Source organism: Sorangium sp. So ce281, assembly GCF_051527395.1.
GTDB classification, from domain to species: Bacteria; Myxococcota_A; Polyangia; order Polyangiales; family Polyangiaceae; genus Sorangium; species Sorangium cellulosum_B.
Genome location: NZ_CP150322.1, coordinates 7,839,612 through 7,858,704, shown reverse-complemented (window position 1 = coordinate 7,858,704; position 19,093 = coordinate 7,839,612). Strand labels below are relative to the sequence as shown.

Below are 19,093 nucleotides of genomic sequence, written 5' to 3'. Positions count from 1 at the left end.
GCCGCCGCCTTTCAGCGGCGGAGAGTCCTGGCGATGCTGGGGGGGGAGCTTGTCCGTGTTCTGCCGCTTCAATGGGGCCGCCGCCTTTCAGCGGCGGAGAGCCCCCTGGGCGACGCTCTCCGCAAGCTCGCGGACGAAGCTTCAATGGGGCCGCCGCCTTTCAGCGGCGGAGAGACCGATCGGCGTCCGCCGTGGCGCGCGCGTTGCGGGAGCTTCAATGGGGCCGCCGCCTTTCAGCGGCGGAGAGCTCCAGCCCTGACCGTGCCACACTGGTGACGCAAGGTGCTTCAATGGGGCCGCCGCCTTTCAGCGGCGGAGAGGTCACGCAGCCACAGCTTTGCGTCGACTCGCTCGTCGAGCTTCAATGGGGCCGCCGCCTTTCAGCGGCGGAGAGGTCGACCATGCGGGAGGCCCGGGCGGCGTTCTCCTGGCTTCAATGGGGCCGCCACCTTTCAGCGGCGGAGAGCCATCGACGGCGTGACGCGCACCATCCCGGAGTGGGGCTTCAATGGGGCCGCCGCCTTTCAGCGGCGGAGAGCCCCGGAGTACTGGAACGGGAACGGCTACCTGGCGCTCGCGCTTCAATGGGGCCGCCGCCTTTCAGCGGCGGAGAGGTCGTCACCAGTGCAACCGCCACCATCCTCACCGACGGCTTCAATGGGGCCGCCGCCTTTCAGCGGCGGAGAGTACTTCGAGCGGCGCGGGCAGAAGCTCGTGAGCTGCTTCAATGGGGCCGCCGCCTTTCAGCGGCGGAGAGAGATAGGCGCCCCCTCCCCCCCGGTTGCTGTGGTTGAGGCTTCAATGGGGCCGCCGCCTTTCAGCGGCGGAGAGTGATCGAGGGGTACGACTATGTGATCCACACGACGCAGCTTCAATGGGGCCACGCCTTTCAGCGGCGGAGAGGCCGCAAGGCGCGCGGCCTCGGCGAGGCGTTGCTCGAGCTTCAATGGGGCCGCCGCCTTTCAGCGGCGGAGAGGTGGATCCTGTGGTCCGGTCCACACCCCTCCAGCGCACGCTTCAATGGGGCCGCCGCCTTTCAGCGGCGGAGAGTCCGCGAACGACAGCAACTTCTCCCACTGCTCCACGTGCTTCAATGGGGCCGCCGCCTTTCAGCGGCGGAGAGACGGCGCTCGAGGCGCGCGTGGCCAAGCGGGACGAGGCTTCAATGGGGCCGCCGCCTTTCAGCGGCGGAGAGCAGGCGCGAGGGGAACGGCACCGGCATCGCCGGGGTGCTTCAATGGGGCCGCCGCCTTTCAGCGGCGGAGAGACGGCCAGTCCCAGGGCAGCGGACAGAATGAGAGCAGCGCTTCAATGGGGCCGCCGCCTTTCAGCGGCGGAGAGGCATGAGGAGCGAGCCCCATGAGTGACCAGTCACCCTTGCTTCAATGGGGCCGCCGCCTTTCAGCGGCGGAGAGGAGGCAGGCGATCTACTCGGGCAGGCTGCGCGCGACGAAGCTTCAATGGGGCCGCCGCCTTTCAGCGGCGGAGAGGGGCACCGTCGACCTCACCACGATCACGCTGTCGAGCCTGCTTCAATGGGGCCGCCGCCTTTCAGCGGCGGAGAGTGACCGTCGAGGGGGTCGTGCGCCGAATCCTGTTCTCGCTTCAATGGGGCCGCCGCCTTTCAGCGGCGGAGAGCCAGACGAAAAGAGCGGGTCGACCTGTACATTCCGGCTTCAATGGGGCCGCCGCCTTTCAGCGGCGGAGAGCGTCTAGCGAGTCTCGGCCGAAGCGCAATTTTTCGGGGGCTTCAATGGGGCCGCCGCCTTTCAGCGGCGGAGAGTCGAGATCGCTGTCCGTCCCCGCCTCGTCCGCCTCGCTTCAATGGGGCCGCCGCCTTTCAGCGGCGGAGAGTCGTCGCCGGCCTCGACGGCGGGCAGCGCGACAAACAGCTTCAATGGGGCCGCCGCCTTTCAGCGGCGGAGAGGGGTTGACGTTCATGGTCACAGCCAGGCGAGAGCCCGGCGGCTTCAATGGGGCCGCCGCCTTTCAGCGGCGGAGAGGCGCGGACAGCTACGTCGAGTGGATCGGCGAGGCGTTGCTTCAATGGGGCCGCCGCCTTTCAGCGGCGGAGAGCAGGTAGTCCTGGAACAGGGCCCACCGGAGATCGCTGTCGCTTCAATGGGGCCGCCGCCTTTCAGCGGCGGAGAGTCGCCGAGTGGCGGGAAGAGCATCCGGGGTGCGAGGGGCTTCAATGGGGCCGCCGCCTTTCAGCGGCGGAGAGTGAGTGGCGTCCTGTCACGGCCCCGGCCACGGAGGTGGCGCTTCAATGGGGCCGTCGCCTTTCAGCGGCGGAGAGAAGCACTATGGGGGCACGGCGCAGGAAGTGCTCCGGCTGCTTCAATGGGGCCGCCGCCTTTCAGCGGCGGAGAGTGCCCGGGATCAGGCCCGTCACGGGCGCGTAGACGGTCAAGCTTCAATGGGGCCGCCGCCTTTCAGCGGCGGAGAGCATCCTCAACCTCAAGGCGATGCAGAGCGAGGGGATCCGGCTTCAATGGGGCCGCCGCCTTTCAGCGGCGGAGAGGCAGGTGTCGCAGCTCAGGGTGAACGCGCGCGCGGTGCTGCTTCAATGGGGCCGCCGCCTTTCAGCGGCGGAGAGTGCCCACCAGCGAGACGCTGGCGCGGCTTCGGTCGGCTTCAATGGGGCCGCCGCCTTTCAGCGGCGGAGAGCGGGCTTCAAGACGTTCGACTCGTGGTCCGCCTGAAAGCTTCAATGGGGCCGCCGCCTTTCAGCGGCGGAGAGGTCTCCGCAGGGTCCAGGACGGCGCACAGGACGGTGCTTCAATGGGGCCGCCGCCTTTCAGCGGCGGAGAGCTCGCCAGTCGCGCCCGCAGTTCTCTCGGCGGCCTGTCGCTTCAATGGGGCCGCCGCCTTTCAGCGGCGGAGAGAACGATACGATGAGCGTTTTTGCAACCGACATCATGCTTCAATGGGGCCGCCGCCTTTCAGCGGCGGAGAGTCCTCTGTACGGCTTGTGCATGCCGCTCGTCGACAAGCTTCAATGGGGCCGCCGCCTTTCAGCGGCGGAGAGAACCGAGAGAACGGGACGTGGGCCTTGAGGTCCGTCCAGCTTCAATGGGGCCGCCGCCTTTCAGCGGCGGAGAGGTGAAGGCGTGCGCTGTCGGCACGCGCCCTGGGTACGTTCTGCTTCAATGGGGCCGCCGCCTTTCAGCGGCGGAGAGATGGAGATCCTGCGCCTGAACGCGATCCGCGACCCGTTGCTTCAATGGGGCCGCCGCCTTTCAGCGGCGGAGAGGGTGCATCAAGGCGTATCCGGAGCTGGACCGCGCGATCGCTTCAATGGGGCCGTCGCCTTTCAGCGGCGGAGAGCCCGCGCTCGGGCGCGCCGTGTGGAACTGCTGGAACTGGCTTCAATGGGGCCGCCGCCTTTCAGTGGCGGAGAGCTGCATACCCTTTCCCTTGACGCGAGCGGGCAGCACGCGGCTTCAATGGGGCCGCCGCCTTTCAGCGGCGGAGAGGACGGCCCGGGGTCCTGCGCGATCCTGGCCACCAAGATGCTTCAATGGGGCCGCCGCCTTTCAGCGGCGGAGAGTACGAGATCGCCGCCCTGTGCGGCGACGCGATCGGGGCGCTTCAATGGGGCCGCCGCCTTTCAGCGGCGGAGAGCGACGGGACGATCCTGTGGTGGCTGTACCAGATCGAGCTTCAATGGGGCCGCCGCCTTTCAGCGGCGGAGAGGGTTTCCTCCGCTGTCCCCGTGGTGGCGATTCACCCTGGCTTCAATGGGGCCGCCGCCTTTCAGCGGCGGAGAGTCGGTACCTATCCAGGTGCGTGCCCGATCGACGCCACGCTTCAATGGGGCCGCCGCCTTTCAGCGGCGGAGAGATCCTTCTCGAAAAGAAGGATGCCGGTCACATGTTCATCGTGCTTCAATGGGGCCGCCGCCTTTCAGCGGCGGAGAGCTCTTCGGTCAGGTACTCGACGCGGAGCACCTCGTGGCTTCAATGGGGCCGCCGCCTTTCAGCGGCGGAGAGGATAACGATGGCAAGCACTGCTCTGGCGCGCGAGCGCCTCGCTTCAATGGGGCCGCCGCCTTTCAGCGGCGGAGAGCGACCGATGAGACTGGTCGCGAACGCGTACGGTCGACGGCTTCAATGGGGCCGCCGCCTTTCAGCGGCGGAGAGGGGGCCTGGGGCCGTCTACTCCCCACCCTACTCAGAGCTTCAATGGGGCCGCCGCCTTTCAGCGGCGGAGAGTCGAGGACGGGAGCGCCGTCATGTGCGTCCGCGTGGAGCGCTTCAATGGGGCCGCCGCCTTTCAGCGGCGGAGAGTCTCAGGTCGGCCTCGCGCACGCCATCCGGCCGATACGGCTTCAATGGGGCCGCCGCCTTTCAGCGGCGGAGAGCATAAAGGAAAATAACATGAGACGATCGTCTATTAATGCTTCAATGGGGCCGCCGCCTTTCAGCGGCGGAGAGTTGTGGAGTCGCTCGAGCATCGCCTCGCGCACTGGCTTGCTTCAATGGGGCCGCCGCCTTTCAGCGGCGGAGAGGGCGCAGGCGACGACGGGGCGCGGCGGCCGGCGAAAGAGCTTCAATGGGGCCGCCGCCTTTCAGCGGCGGAGAGCCGTTTCGGTGTCGCCCCACATCTCGTGCCTGAGGTGCTTCAATGGGGCCGCCGCCTTTCAGCGGCGGAGAGCGGCCCCTGTGGATCGCGCACTACGGCCGGCTGCTGGCTTCAATGGGGCCGCCGCCTTTCAGCGGCGGAGAGTCCCAAAGTCCCGGCAGCGCGCCGAGCACGGTATGCATGGCTTCAATGGGGCCGCCGCCTTTCAGCGGCGGAGAGTTCCAACATGTGAGACATGTGATGAAATCTATATCAAGCTTCAATGGGGCCGCCGCCTTTCAGCGGCGGAGAGGGCGACGCGGTGGATGCTCGGTCAGCTGGATACGGCGCTGCTTCAATGGGGCCGCCGCCTTTCAGCGGCGGAGAGGGAGCATGACCGTCCGCTGAAGTGGTTCATGAACCTGCTTCAATGGGGCCGCCGCCTTTCAGCGGCGGAGAGCTGGGCCGGGGCAAGGATGAAGAGCAGATCGCCAGCATCCTGCTTCAATGGGGCCGCCGCCTTTCAGCGGCGGAGAGGCCAGCTGCGCGGGCGGGAGGGGGTACTCCTTGCGGCTTCAATGGGGCCGCCGCCTTTCAGCGGCGGAGAGCGGGAGACCGGGCTCGTGCTGCGGCGTGGGTGGACGCTTCAATGGGGCCGCCGCCTTTCAGCGGCGGAGAGTGCTGCACGAGGTGCACGCGCGGCACCTGCGGCGCGCTTCAATGGGGCCGCCGCCTTTCAGCGGCGGAGAGCCGAGACGTTCCAGTCTGGTGTTCGTGCTCATTCGTCGGCTTCAATGGGGCCGCCGCCTTTCAGCGGCGGAGAGGGGCCTCGCAGGCGTACCTAACATTTCGCGTACTTGCAAGCCGGTTTGCGAGAGGTTCCCTTTCCACCCTCCCTCGCCGGCTGCCGGGGGCCTTCCGGGCGCCCCCCACGTCGTCAAAAACTTTCGTTATTTCAAACACCTACCCGCGTTGCGAGCGCCTGCCGGGATTTTCGCGTCACTCCACCGCTCGCAGCGGGACGACCTCGCCCTTCTACCACATCCCCGTCGCCCCCGGCGTTCCCGCTTCCGTCCTCGCGGCGACCTCCCCGGCGGCTCACCGTCCCGTCTGCGTCGTCTCGCGCTCGCCGTCCTGCCCGCCCCCTGGGCTCCCGCTCCCCTCCTTCTCTCTTCCGCTCTCTCCTCCGCTTCAGTCATCGCCCCCACCTCTCCCACCCTCCCGTCCCACGTCCCGGCCAGCTGCGCCCCGCCGTCGATGGCCGGGCGTCGCTCCCGATCCCGTGCGTTCACGGCGTCACGGCGATAGCCCGCCCGTCCCGTCCGCCTCCAGCGAATCCGCGAGCGCGCAGCGCGCGAGTCCGGCCTTCCTGGCCTCTTCGCGCAGCATCGCGCCCTGTTCTGCGGCCCCTTTCACGCTGAGCACCGTGCGGAGCTCGATTCCATCGGGGCTCTCCACGTGCTCGGCGATCCATGCCGACCGCATCTGCCCGACGCTGATCGGATCGGCCTCCGCGTCGAGCCCGGCTCTCCTGTCGACGTCGCACATCATCGCGATCGACTCGGGGAACGTCTGCCCGCCGGGGGCCGGGGCCTTCGCCTCGGGAGCCTGGCTGCAGCCGGAGAGAGGGGTGAGGAGGAGCAGGGAAAAGAGCAGCTGGCAACGCATGCTGCCTTCGACAGGAGAGGATGACTGGGCTTGGCGACGATCGCCTCGCCGCGGCGAACCGCCGAGGGGGCGCGGTGCACGGGGCGGGCGGTTCGTCAGGCAGGTGGCCGCGGCGCATCGGAGGGCGCCGCGTGCCCTTCGAAGGCGTGCGCGCCCGTGATCCCCTGTCGGGTGAGCGCCTTGCGGAGCCGCTCGAGCACGGCCGCGCAGCGCCTCCCCGCGGTCGACTTCGCGATGCCGACGACGTCGGCGACCTCCTGCAGCCCGAGACAGCGCTCGTAGCGCAGCTCGAGGAGCCGCCGGTCCCGCTCGGGCAGCAGCGCGAGCTCGCGCCTCAGCGCGGCGGTCGCGCGCCGGTGCTCCTCGCGCTGGACGAGCCCCTCCTCGCCGAGCTGCACGAGGGCACCTCCGGCCAGCCCCAGCACGACCGCGGCGGCGACCTCGTCGCCCGCCTGGCCGAGGCGCTCCTCCAGGTCGCTCGAAGCGTCGCTGAACGGATCGCTCTCGTCGCGCAGGTGCCGGGCGAGATCGATCCCGTGCCGCCGGGCCGCGGCCGCGGCCGAGCCCCGCCAGGAGGCCGTCGCGCGGAGCTCGTCGGCCATCGCGCCGTAGACGTGCGCCCAGCTGTAACAGGCGAAGCTGTCGTTCTTCGACGGATCGTAGGTCCGCGCCGCCTCGGCCAGCGCCTCGAGCCCCGCGGAGCGGAGCTCGCCCTCGTCCGCGTCGGGGCACCTGCGCCGGAGGCCGCGGGCCACGCGTGCCGCGAGCCACATCGTCGCCTCCACGAGCGCCCGCTGCGCTTCCGTGAGCGGGGGGCGCTCCGGCGGGCGGCCGCTCCGGCTCACCGGCGTCCTCCGGGGCGGGCGCGAGCCGCCGGCGCGGAAGCCTCGCCCGCCGGGGGCGCGTCCTCGCGCGGCCGCGTCCCGCTCCGCTGGACCGCCGCGGCGCGGCGGAGCCGGTTGACCATCGGCGCGACCTCGGGGTGCGTGGTCAGCACCATGACCAGCACCTCTTCGCACGCCTCCCGCGCCTCCTCGGGAAGGAGGTCCCGGTACGGCGCGAGCGCCCGTTCGACGTGGGCGAGCACGATCGGATCGTCCGGGGGGATGTCGTCGTCCTCCTCGACGAACGGGGGCGCGCTCGGGAGAGGGCTCCTCGTCGAGGGCATGCGGCCATCCTATTCGGATTCGTTCTGGAGCATTCCCTTTTTGTGGGACGACTTGCCACGACACCCGGATTTCTTTTGTAGGGGCCGGGTTCTCGGCCCTGTATGGGGAGCGACCGGTGTCGGGCAGCCTGGAACAGAGCTCGGGTGCGGGCGGGGTGCGAAGGGCGCACCGCACCTACGCGACCGGTGACCGCTGCACCAAGTACCGGATCGTCGGCCTGATCGACGAGGGCGGGATGGGGGAGGTGTACGACGCGCGGGACGAGTACCTGAACCGCCGCGTCGCGCTGAAGGTCGTGCGCGTCCAGCACCGGGGGGAGCGGTCGTTCGCCGCGGGCCACCAGAGGGAGGCGCAGGTGCTCGCGGAGCTGGATCACCCGAACATCGTCCGCCTGCACGACGCGGGCGTGACCGACGACGGCGTGGTGTTCCTCGCGATGGAGCACATCGACGGCCGGTCGCTGCGCTTCCTGCTCCACTGGATGCGCGTCTTCGACGTGCGCAGCGCGCTGTCGATCGCCGCGCAGATCGCGGACGCGCTGCGGGTCGCCCACAAGAGCGGCATCGTCCACCGGGACCTCAAGCCGGAGAACGTGCTCGTGCGGCCGAGCGGCCAGGTGAAGGTCGTCGATTTCGGCATCGCGAAGCGGCTCGCCGCGGTGGATCGCGCGGCGTCGACGGACCCGTTCGCGGACATCCTGACCGCGCACTACGCGTCGCCCGAGCAGGCGCTGGGCCACGGGGCGGGCAAGGCGTCCGACGTGTACGCGCTGGGGATCATCGTCCACGAGATGCTCACGGGGAGGCATCCATTCGCGCCGGACAAGGGCGAGATGCCGACGCGGCAGGAGGTCTTGTTGAACCACGTCCTGGCCACGCCGAAGCGCCTGTCCGATTTCGCGGTGTCGCGCGACGCGCCCGGACTGAGCGACCTCTTGGTCGCGATGCTCGCCAAGGCGCCGGGGGAGCGGCCGTCGGCCCAGGGGGTGTACGAGGCGCTGACGGCGGAGCTCGCGCGGTACGAGGCGGCGAACCCGCACGCGCCGGGGCGGCTCGTCGCGGGGGCCGAGCGGCGGCGGGAAGGCCGAGAGGGCGGAGAGCGCGGAGAGGAAGAGGAAGGGGAGGAGGCACCGGTGGTCGAGGGGCGACGAGCGACCGCGGAGGGCGGGGGACGAGAGAGCGGCGGGCGATCGGGGAGCGGGCCGGACGCGGCGCTCGCGCCTGTGCCGACCGCGGTGAGCGCCGAGGTCTTGCGCTACGTGACGGCGCCGCTGCCGGAGGGCTTCCGGGGAGCGGCGGCGCCGCTGCCGTTCGTTTCGGCGCGCGACGCGCGGGAGGGGACGGGCCTTGCGCAGGGCGCGACGGAGCCTGCGCCGCGATGGCTCAGCACGGAGCGGATGGCGCCGGTGCAGCCGGCGGGCGCGGCGCCTCCGGAGCGGCCCGTGACGATGGCCGTGCACGGGACGGCGCCGTGGCCGATGCCCGCGCCTGCCGCGACGGCGGCGCCGGTGGCGACTCCGGCTGCCGAGGAGAGTGCGGCGGGAGCGGTGCGCCTGCCCGGCGCTCCGGCGGCGCCCGGGGCGGCGGGCACCGTGGAGCCCGACGGAGCCGGCGCGCGGGGTTCGATGCCGGGCGCACCGGTCGCGGGGCGGTCGGTCGCGGCCCGCGAGGAGGTGCTGGTGGATCGCGCGAGCCGCGGCACGCTCGCGCTCCGCGTCGTCGCGCTCACGTCCACGCTGGTCGCCGTGTCTGCCGTGTCCTTCGCCATCGGCCGCTCTCCGGCGTCATTGCGCCGCGGTGCCGAGGCGCCCGTGGCGGCGCCCACCGCACCTGCAGCGGCGACCGGCGCCTCCGGCGCAGCGGCGGCGACGGCATCGCCCGACGCACCGGCGCCGCCGGATCCACGGCCGGCGCCGGTGCTCTCGTCTTCCGTGCCGTCGCCGAGCGTGCCCCCCTCACCGCAGGCGATGGCTGAGCACGGCGCGCCCGAGATGGACGCGGGGCTGCCGCGCTCGGCGCCGGACTTCGCCTCGTCGCCGGCCGCGGTGGGGCCCGTGGTGCCTGCCCCGTCCGAGCGACGCGTTCCACGCCGCGCCGGGCGCGCGGTGGACGATCCGGGGTTCTACGAGCGGGTCGTCGAAGAGGAGGTCTACGAGTCGACGCGCATGAAGGGGCCTTCTCCGGCGGCGAGGCCTGTCCCCGCGCCGGTGCCGGCGGGCGAGTCGCCTGCCCGGACGGCGCCGCGCCGCGTGCCCTCTTCCGCGCCGCTTCGGCCCTTGCACTGAGGATTTCGGCATGAGCGACGACGACTTCAAGAAGTACCTGCCGAGCGACGAGACGGTCCGCCGCGTCATGGATCGGGCCACGTCGGACGAGAACATGCGCCGGGCCCTCGAGAACCCGCGGCTCGCGGAGGCGCTGGTCGAGCCGGCGGTCCAGGGGCAGCGCGCCGAGGGGGACGGCGCCGGGCGCGGCGCGGCGGCGCGGGCGGGGCCCGCGAAAGGCGCTGTTCAGGGAGCCGCTCAGGCTTCGCGCACCGGGGTGGGCTCCTGGGCGTCGTGGCGGACGGTGCTCGCCTGCGTCGCCTCGGTGTCGGCGCCGGCAGTCCTGATCTACGTGCTCTTCGCTCGGCCGGCGCTGGAGGAGCTCCGCCTTCGCGCGCGGAGCGCGGATGCGGGGACGAGCGCGGCGGCGCCTGCACCTCCGCGTGCGGTGGAGGAGGCCGGCGCGCCGGCGGCGCTCGGGCCGGTGGAGGTGGACGCCGGCGCGGAAGATGGCGCGCCGGTCGCGCCTGCGGAGATGGCGGCCGGCGGAACGGCCGCGCCCGCAGGTGCGGATGCGGACGCTGGTGCGCCGCCGCCGGTCGCCTCGGGAGCTCCGCGCCTCGGCGCGGTGCCGCGGCGATCGCCGCTGCCGGCGGCGGCCTCGCGGGTGCCGCCGTCGCCGCCGCGGGGCGAGGGGCCGGCGGCGCCCCCGAAGCCGGCGCCGGCGAGGCCGGCCGTGCCGGCGCCCGACGACGAGGAAGGCGAGGCGCCCGTGGGAGGACCGCCGCGCTTCTGAACGTGCCGCCGAGCCGCTCGGCCGCGCGCCGCCCGCATCCGGGGTGAAGAAGACGAGTGAGAAGGAGAGAGGCGATCGAGATGAGAGGGAGCGACCTCTTCACGCAATGCGATTCGTGCCTGTGGATCCGAGCTGCTCGCGCGGCGCGCCGGCGTCGCGCGCCCGGGGCTGCTCGTGTATACGTGCCCGCGACGAGCCCGGCGGAGCCGCGGTGCGCGGACGCGAAGGAGAGGGACGCATGATCTCACGAGGACGGTGGCGCGCGCTGCTCATCGCGGCGTCGCTGGCGACGGCGCCCGCGGGCGCGGCGCTCGGCGCGCCGGACGCCGGCGGCGAGGCCCTGACGGACAAGGCGCGCGAGCTGCACCGCGAGGGCGAGGCGCTGTTCAAGAAGAAGGAGTACGCGCGAGCGCGGGCGTCGTTCCTCGCGGCGTGGTCGCTGAAGCCGCACTGGTCGACGGCGGGCAACCTCGCGGACTGCGAGGTGAAGCTGGGGCTGTACCGTGACGCGGCGGAGCACTTCGCGTTCTTCGTGCGGGGGTCGGAGCGCGAGAAGGTGCCTGTGCCGGAGAAGGCGTTGGCGCGCTACCGCGAGGCGGTGAGCAAGGTGGGGGTGCTCGACGTGCGGGTGACGCCGGCCGGCGCGGAGGTGCTGGTGGACGGCAAGCTGGCGGGGACGGTCCCGCTGGAGGGGCCGGTGTTCGTGGAGCCGGGGGAGCACACGCTCGAGGCGCGGCTCGGGAGCAAGGTGGCGAGTCTGCCGCTGGCGTTGAAGGCCGGCGAGACGAGGGAAGTGGTGCTCGACGTGACGCCGGGCCCGGCAGGGGTGCCGGGGGAGGTCGCAGGGGCGGGCGGCAGTGGACCGGCGGGCGTGAAGGCGGCGGCGAGCGACAAGGGCGGGGTGCCGGCCTGGTACGAGGCGTCGGAATCGCCGGGGCGGGGGCCGGCGGCGCCGGCCGCGCCGGAGGCGGCCGCGCCGGCGGGCGGCGGGGGGCATCCGAAGGCGGTGTTCGTCGTGGGGGGCGCGATCGCGGGGGCGGCGGCGGTGGGAACCGGGGTGGCGCTGGCGTTCCTGTCGGGGGGGAAGGCGAGCGACGCGGATGCGCTGCTGGGGGAGCTGAGGCGCACCCGGGGGCCGTGCTCCGCGCCGCCGCCATCGAGCGGCTGCGCGGAGCTGATGTCGCTGCGAGAGGAGCGGGATCTCTTCGCGAACGCCGCCATGGTGACGCTCATCGGTGGGGGCGTCATCTGGGCGGCGACCGCCGCGTACACCTTCTGGCCTCGGTCGGACGCCAGGCCTGTCGCCACGACGGCGTGGGTGGTGCCCGTGGTTGCGCCGCAAGGCGGTGGGCTGTGGATCGGGAGCACATTTTGAGGCGGCTCGGCGAGCGACGGAGGATCTCATGAAGAGCTGGGTGACGAGAGGGCTCGCGTCGGCCGCGCTCACAGCGCTTGCCGGTGGAACGTCCGTCGCGTGCTTCAATTCGGCAAGCGATTGCGTGCTGACGTACATGTGTCTGCCGCCCGACGTGTCGAGCGGATCCGCTGGAGGCGGTGGCAGCGCGCCGGACGAGTGCACCCCGAGCGAGCGCGACGAGCCTGTGGAGAATGGCTGCGGCGTGTTCGTGTCGAGCAGCCTGGGCGACGACAGCGGCGAGGGCGTGAAGGAGGCGCCCGCGAAGACGCTCGCCGCCGCGATCGAGCGGATCCGCAAGGAGAACGCGCCGGGCCGGATCTACGCGTGCGCGGAGGAGTTCGCGGAGGCGGTGGAGCTGCCGGCGGGGGTGAGCCTGTACGGTGGGCTCGATTGCAAGCGTGGCTGGGCGTGGTCCGAGGAAGCGAAGACCGCGATCGCGGGCGGGCCGGATCAGGTGGCGCTCGCCGTGAGGGGCGCGGAAGGGACGACGCACATCGAGGACGTGCTGGTCAAGGCGGCTGACGCGCAGACGGCGGGGGTGTCGTCGATCGCGGTGCTGGTGGAGGGGGCGACGGTGGAGCTCGCGCGGAGCGAGCTCGTTGCTGGCAACGGAGCCGATGGCGCGCCGGGGGTGCCGGGCGCGGAGCCCGCTGCGCCGGACGATCCGGTGCCGGCGGCCCAGGCGGGGGCGACCGGGAGCGATGGGGCGAACGCGTGCAGCGATCTGGACGGGTCGCCGGGGCCGGACGCGATGCTGCTCGGCGGTGCCGCGGTGGAGAACGCGTGCGACGGGGAGAGCTCCGTGGGCGGCAAGGGAGGCGATGGGACGATCGCGAGCGGTCTGGATGGCGAGACCGGCATGATTGGGACTGCCGGGCAGCCGGGGATGGGCCAGCCAGACGCCGGAGACGGCTGGGAGTGTCTGCCCGGCGCTGGCCTGGGAGGCCCAGGTTCGCGTGGAGCTGATGGTGTGCCAGGCACCGGCGCGACCGGGCTGGGCACGCTCTCGTCTGCGGGTTATGTCGGCGTCAGCGGCGGTGAAGGCACAGCCGGCAAGCCCGGTCAAGGTGGCGGTGGCGGCGGCGGCGCGAAGGGGCTCGCCAACTGCAGCGGCGGTCAGCCTGGCGCGGGAGCGAGCGGCGGCAGTGGCGGCGCCGGCGGATGCGGAGGCAAGCCCGGGCAAGGTGCTGGAGCCGGAGGTGCGAGCATCGCGCTTGTCAGCGTGGATGCGACGGTGACGTTGGCGGATTGCCGGCTACAAGCCGGACACGGAGGCAACGGCGGACGGGGCGGAGACCTGCAGCCGGGTGGTTCGGGCGGCGATGGCGGAATCGGCGGCACCGGAGTGAGCGGTGGCTCGCAGGATGCTTGCGACGGCGGTAAGGGCGGCAAGGGCGGCAACGGCGGACCCGGCGGCGGCGGCCTCGGCGGCCCTTCCTTCGCCATCGCCTTTCGCGGCACCCCGGTCGCCCAGGTCGGCACCGTCGAGCTGACGCAGGGCACGCCCGGCGAAGGCGGCCGTGGTGGTAATGACAACGTGGCGCAGAACGCCGGCGCGACCGGTGCCGCGGCGCCGGAGCAGGAGCTCCCGTAGCCTCGTCCTGATCGCATCCAGCGCCACGTCAAGATCCGTGGGACACGCTGCGTGAGCGTCAAGGGCACCGCTCGATGGCGCATCGGCGGACGATTCCAGTAGACGGATTCCCCGCCTCGGATCTCTGTCAGCTCTTCGACTCCGGGATCGCGCCCCTGTCAACAGCAGTCCGCGTTCCGTAGGCGGCTACCGCTCGTGCGCCACGCACGGCGCGTGCGACGTCCTGTCGACGCCGTCCGCTGACCTGCGCGGTGCGTCTTCTTCATCCCCGGGCCGGCCATCGTCCCCGGGCCGGCCATCGCCCCGCCGCTTGGAGCTTGGCGCGACGGCCTCTCCAGAAATCGACTGCCCGCGATCACTTTTTCCGGGACGCCCGTCGGTGGGACCGGGATTTCCTTTGTAGAGGCCGGAGATCGACCCGAAGCCAGGCTGCGCGTCTTCGCGCGGTGAGGACTCGGTCCGTCTTCGCTCCGGTCCAGGGCACAAGGGTATCCATCACTCAGACGGCCGACTCGGCTTCTTGCTGGAGGACTCCAGCGATGTCCATGATCCATCTATCGCTCGCCTGCGGCGAGCGCCTGTCCGTCCTTCGCTTCTCGGTCCGGGAGTCGCTCTCCGCGCTCTTCACGGTGCAGGTCGTGGCCTCCTCGCCCGATCCTTGCATCGACTTCGCGGCGGTCCTCGGCGAGCCAGCGTCGCTCCGGGTAGCACCGGAGCCGGGCGAAGGACTGCACGGTGAACGCCTGTGGTCCGGCGTCTGCAGCCACATCCGCCAGCTGCACGCGCTGGATCTGCAGCTCGGCGAGCTGGGTCTGTCGACTTACGAGCTCACGATCGTGCCGCGCCTGTGGCTGCTCGCGCAGCGTACGAGCTACCGCGTCTATCAGCATCTCTCGTGCCCCGAGCTCGTGGGCAGCCTGCTGGACGAGTGGGGGCTCGTCGCGACGTGGCGTGTGGACGAGCGCGCGCATCCCCGCTTCGCCTACCGGGTCCAGTACGGCGAGACCGATTTCGACTTCATGAGCCGTGTCCTGGAAGAGTCGGGCATCGCCTATGCCTTTCTGGACGATGGCGGCGGCGACGTGCCCCGGCTCGTCTTCTCCGACGCGCCTCACCTGTCTGCACCGCGCCGGCCCGCGTTGATCGCCTATGTGGACAGGCCCATGGCGACCGCGGAGCGGGAGATCGTCACCCGCGTGGCCGTCGAGCGGCGCGTCCGTCCGGGCGCGGTGACCGTGCGCGATCACGACTTCCTGCGGCCCGGCTGGGCGCTGCTCGGTCGGTGCCGGGACGCCGCCGCGAGCGATGTCCGGATCGAGCGGTACGTCTACGAGCCGGGAGCGTTCCTGGTGGAGGCGAACGGCCCCGGCGTGTCCCGTCACGATGACCAGTACGCGGCGCTGTGCGCGGCGCGCGCGCTGGAGGCGGAGCAGTGCGGTGCCTGCGCGATCTCGTTCCACACGAACACGCTCGAACTCCTGCCTGGTTCGATCTTCAGCGTCGAGGGCCATCCGCGCCCGGAGCTCGACCCGCGGGTCGGCCTGCTCGTGACCTCGCTGTCCATCGACGGTGCCCCGCGCGGCGACTGGACGATTCGCGGCGAGGCGATGCAGGCTTCCGCGCCGTATCGTCCGCCGCGGAGGACGCCGAAGCCCAGGGCCCATGGCGTGCAGAGCGCGACGGTCGTAGGGCCCCCCGGTCAGGAGATCCACACCGACGAGCACGGGCGCGTGCGGGTGCAGTTCCCCTGGGACCGTCTCGGCTCGATGGATGAGCGCAGCTCGTGCTGGGTGCGCGTGGCGCAGGGCTGGGCCGGTGCGAGCCACGGCATCTTCGCCCTGCCCCGGGTCGGCCAGGAGGTCCTCGTGTCGTTCCTCGCGGGCGATCCGGACCAGCCCGTGATCGTCGGGCGCCTGTCGAACGCCTTGAATCCTCTCCCCCTGAAGCTACCCGCCGACGGGACCCAGAGCGTCTGGAAGAACTCCTCCTCGCCGGGCGGGAGCGGATACAACGAGATCCGTTTCGAGGACAGGAAGGGGCACGAGGTCGTCTCCGTGCGCGCCGAGCGCCACCTCCGCACCGCCGTCGGTTCGGACGAGGAACTCGCGGTCGCGCGAAACCGCGCGAAGACCGTCGGCGGCGACGAGAGCGCCCGCACCGAGGGCCGGGAGATCGCGTATGTCGGGCGCGATGCCCACCGAACCATCGAGCAGGATCTCCGGGAGCGCATCGGCGGAACCCGGTCGCTCACCATAGACGGCGACCAGCACCAGCGCATCAGCGGCGCAGCCGCGCTGGAAGTGGGCGGGACCATCCACATCCAAGCCGGGACCGCCGTGGTGATCGAGGCGGGTGACGTGACGCTGCGCGGGCCAGGCGGTTTCGTCCGCATCGACGCGAGCGGCGTGACGATCGACGGCGGCGCCGTCAAAATCCAGCGAGGCGGCGCTCCGGGCGGCGCGCCGCCGGCCCGCCCGGCACCGCCCTTGCTGCCGGCAGGTCTCGCGTTGCGGGCCGAGCCTCGGCGCCTGCCGCTGCTCGGCTTCACGAGCGGCCTGCCGCCCATGCAGGCGGGCGGCGCCGGGGGCGGCGGGCCGCTTACGCCCGAAGAGGGCGCCGTCTGCGGCTTCATCTGCCGTTGCAGAGATGAACGCCTCCCGCAGCAGTGCGTGACCCAGCATCTCAGGATGCTTGAGGACGCCTCGGCGCACACCAGCCCGCTCAAGGCCGAGGTGCCGTATGACATGAGCACGGACCCGCCCGAGCCCATCATGAGCAAGAACGACCCGCGCCGGGCCACGCGTGGTAGGCCAAAGGGCAGCAAGATCCCGGATGTCGTCGTCGTCAAGGATGGTACGAAGCCGCCGACCCAGGACAACATCAAGGAGGTGATCGAGATCAAGTTCCCGCCGGACAAGCTCGACAGAGAACAACGTGAAAGCTATGAGACAATCGCCGGCCGAGCACGCTTCGAGGTGCTTGGCCCTGACAAGTGCGGCTGCCCCAAACCAAAGACGAGCGAGCAAGAGATGACCCCCGGCGATGTGGTTGAGATCGCGGCCTTGACCCTACTCGTCGTGGGCTTGGTTCTCGATGATGCCGTTCCAGGAGCTCAGATCGACGATGTGGCCATTCCACCTGCGGTGGCCAGGATCTTGACCAAGCTCGGCCCCCTGCTCAGAGGCCCGGTGCTGGTTGCGCCCTAGGGATTCCGCCGTGCGCGGCACGGCGAGCGTAAGGAGAGAATGTATGTCAGAGGAGCTGCAAGAGATCCTGTCCGTTCTCGATGAGCATCTCAGCGTCAGGGATGGCGAAGGACGCACCGTGCTTCAGATCGCGCTGCTGGCGACGGTGTACTTCGATGACCCTTACAGGCATGAGGTGCGGGAGGCGGTGGTGTCTTGCTGTGAGGACTATTTTCAGCGGTGCGGTCAGCACCTCCGCTGGGCGCTGAATCCAGACACCAAACTTATGGAGCCTTTCGGGAGAGGGAACGGCTCGAACCCGCGGGCGTGGCTGCTGGTTCGTGGAGAGGACGAGAGTTTTTCGTTCATCTATCATGGTTCGGATCACGAGCGGGGCGCGAGCGCATTTTTCTTGGATGGTCTTGGTATGGAGCGCAGACCCTACAGGAAGCTGGGCTACTTCAGGGTGATGTTCCCCTTGCTCTGGTTCGCGGATCGTCAGTGTTCTCTCCCCGATGTCCTGTTGGGGATTTGCTCCAAGCTGCGGCCTGTCGGTGGGTATGGCGGAATCGGCGTTGCCGAGTCCCCCGATGACTTGATAAACGGCAAGTATGAGCCCATCGTCTATAACTGGGCGCAGCGCTTCCCGGGGCTTGAGGCCGACTACCCCATCAGCCACGGACAGTGGCAGAGCAAGGGCAGAGAAGGCGGGAAAGGTGGTATCAAGGGTGTCAACTGGTTGACCGTCGTCGGAGACGGCTGGCTCGCGGAAATGGGTGGGGCCGACGCTGTGGCGGCTGGGGTTGCCGCGCTGGACAGCCGGTTCTCGGTTCACCGTTACGAAGGTGGGATCATGATCCAGGCCGGCCCTCATCCGCAGCTGGGCAGCGCCGAGCACAACCGCTGGCCCGAGCTCTACGTCAAGCTCGCCAAGTACCTCAAGCCGATCCGCATCACCCAGCACCGTCCGTTTCATCAGGGCGGACCAGGCCCGCGGTTCGATCTCGAGCGCAGCGAAGCCTGGCTCAGGCGCTTCGACGACCGGTGAAGAGGAGAGCGCGGGGACGCGCCCCAATTTTTCGAAGAAAGAGTGAGAAATGACAGGCTCTTCCCGGAATGGACCGGCATGCTGGTCGTGCGATGCATCTGCGGTTCCTGCTGGGTATCGCGCCTTCCGCCGAGGTCGTATATAGGCGGACCGTCGGCGGCGAGGGCGTGACCCTCCTGTCAAAGCGGCGAAGGAGATGAAGACATGGCTTTCCGAGGGCTGGGCCCGGTAGTGCTCGCAGCCTCGCTGGTGATGGCGCCGACGCGCGTCTCACTCGGCGCTCCTGCGGGAAATGACGAGGCGCGGGTGGAGACGGTGCGCGAGCTGAAGCGCCGCGGGGAGGCGCTGCTCAGCGAGCAGGACCACGCGCTTGCGCGCGACGCGTTCCTCGCGGCGTGGTGGGTGGACAAGCACTGGACGACGGCGGGCCGGCTCGGGGAATGCGAGCTGAAGCTCAGGCTGTACCGGGACGCGGCGGAGCACCTCGCGACCTTCGTGAGGGGGAAGGAGAACGAAGCGCCGCCGGTGACCGACGAGATGTTGGATCTCTATTTCGAGGCGCGCAGCAAGGTCGGGACACTGGACGTCTCGGTGGTCGCTGGACCGGCTGAGGTGCTGGTGGACGGAGTGTACGTGGGGACCGGGCCTTTCGCGGTTCCGCTGTTCGTGGAGCCGGGGCAGCACGCGGTCGAGGCGCGGCTCGCCGGCAGGACCAACGTGGCGGTGCTCCGCGTGAAGGCGGGCCAGACGCAGAGAATCATGATGAACTTCGGGGTCGAGCCTGGGCACGGATCGGTGTCGATCGTCGACGAGGAGCGGCAGGACTGGGACGGCGTTGCGGCGAAGCCCAGCGGCGGCGTGCCGGAGGGGAACGACGCGGCGGCGGCGACGGTGGAGGCGGACCCGACGACGGCGGCGGCGATGGCACCGCCGGCGCAGGGCGCCGGGGTGGGGCGTGAGGGGCAGCCGAATAGCTACCTCGTGGCGGGTGGCGCGGCTGCGGGCGGCGCGGCGGTGGGGACCGGCGTGGCGCTGGCGATCCTGTCGGCGGCGACGGCCAGCGATGCGGATGAGCTGCTGGCCCAGTTGAAGGCTGGTAGCGTGCGCTGCTCGAGGCCGCCGCAGGCTGGAGGCTGTGCCGAGCTGTTGTCGCTGCGGAAGGAACAAGACCGCCTGGCGAACACGGCGATGGCAGCGCTGATCGGAGGAGGTGTTCTGTTGGCGGCGACGGCTGCGTACACGTTCTGGCCTCGGTCGACCGCGCAGCCGACGACCGCGATTTGGGCGATGCCACTCGCATCGCGTCACAGCGGCGGGCTGTGGATCGGCGGACAGTTCTGAATGCAAGCCGGCGAGCGCAGGAGGATCTCATGAAATGCTTGATTGG

General features: G+C 70.8%; 10 protein-coding genes and 2 CRISPR repeat arrays (1 of these 12 running past the window's edge). Of the genes, 7 read left to right on the top strand and 3 right to left on the bottom strand.

The features are described from left to right. Positions 1-831: a CRISPR direct-repeat array (repeat unit 36 nt; unit sequence GCTTCAATGGGGCCGCCGCCTTTCAGCGGCGGAGAG) (it extends 230 nt beyond the left edge of the window). 108 nt (positions 832-939) lie between these two features. After that, positions 940-5,390: a CRISPR direct-repeat array (repeat unit 36 nt; unit sequence GCTTCAATGGGGCCGCCGCCTTTCAGCGGCGGAGAG). Between the two features lie 472 nt (positions 5,391-5,862). From WMF27_RS29735 to WMF27_RS29725, 3 genes are all read right to left on the bottom strand, one after another. Beyond that, complete coding sequence (locus WMF27_RS29735) at positions 5,863-6,234, bottom strand: hypothetical protein (RefSeq protein ID WP_437765497.1); 372 nt, start codon at positions 6,232-6,234, stop codon at positions 5,863-5,865. A gap of 95 nt (positions 6,235-6,329) precedes the next feature. Then, a complete protein-coding gene (locus tag WMF27_RS29730; protein WP_437765498.1) occupies positions 6,330-7,079 on the bottom strand; it encodes a sigma-70 family RNA polymerase sigma factor in 750 nt (249 codons plus the stop codon). Further along, positions 7,076-7,402 (bottom strand): hypothetical protein, encoded by a 327-nt coding sequence (locus WMF27_RS29725; protein WP_437765499.1) that lies wholly within the window; start codon positions 7,400-7,402, stop codon positions 7,076-7,078. The genes WMF27_RS29730 and WMF27_RS29725 overlap by 4 nt, the downstream gene beginning before the upstream one ends. Before the next feature lie 116 nt (positions 7,403-7,518). Between WMF27_RS29725 and WMF27_RS29720 the strand changes: the two genes are divergently transcribed. From WMF27_RS29720 to WMF27_RS29690, 7 genes are all read left to right on the top strand, one after another. Next, positions 7,519-9,687, top strand: a complete 2,169-nt coding sequence (locus WMF27_RS29720) for a protein kinase domain-containing protein (protein WP_437943185.1) — start codon at positions 7,519-7,521, stop codon at positions 9,685-9,687. A 10-nt stretch (positions 9,688-9,697) separates the two neighbouring features. Next, positions 9,698-10,462 (top strand): hypothetical protein, encoded by a 765-nt coding sequence (locus tag WMF27_RS29715; RefSeq protein ID WP_437943184.1) that lies wholly within the window; start codon positions 9,698-9,700, stop codon positions 10,460-10,462. 238 nt (positions 10,463-10,700) lie between these two features. Continuing rightward, on the top strand, positions 10,701-11,837 hold the full coding sequence (locus WMF27_RS29710; RefSeq protein ID WP_437765501.1) for a hypothetical protein: 1,137 nt from the start codon (positions 10,701-10,703) through the stop codon (positions 11,835-11,837). A 28-nt stretch (positions 11,838-11,865) separates the two neighbouring features. Further along, the gene (locus WMF27_RS29705; RefSeq protein ID WP_437765502.1) at positions 11,866-13,473 is read left to right on the top strand and encodes a PGRS family protein; all 1,608 of its coding nucleotides are present in this window, start codon (positions 11,866-11,868) and stop codon (positions 13,471-13,473) included. A 539-nt stretch (positions 13,474-14,012) separates the two neighbouring features. Continuing rightward, positions 14,013-16,679: a type VI secretion system tip protein TssI/VgrG gene (gene tssI, locus WMF27_RS29700; protein ID WP_437943183.1), complete on the top strand. Its 2,667-nt coding sequence runs from the start codon at positions 14,013-14,015 to the stop codon at positions 16,677-16,679. A gap of 43 nt (positions 16,680-16,722) precedes the next feature. Next, entirely contained in the window at positions 16,723-17,706 is a 984-nt protein-coding gene (locus WMF27_RS29695; protein WP_437765504.1) for a type VI immunity family protein, read from the top strand. A 306-nt stretch (positions 17,707-18,012) separates the two neighbouring features. Further along, positions 18,013-19,047, top strand: coding sequence for a hypothetical protein (locus tag WMF27_RS29690; RefSeq protein ID WP_437943182.1), 1,035 nt, complete (start codon positions 18,013-18,015; stop codon positions 19,045-19,047). Positions 19,048-19,093: the final 46 nt, after the last annotated feature.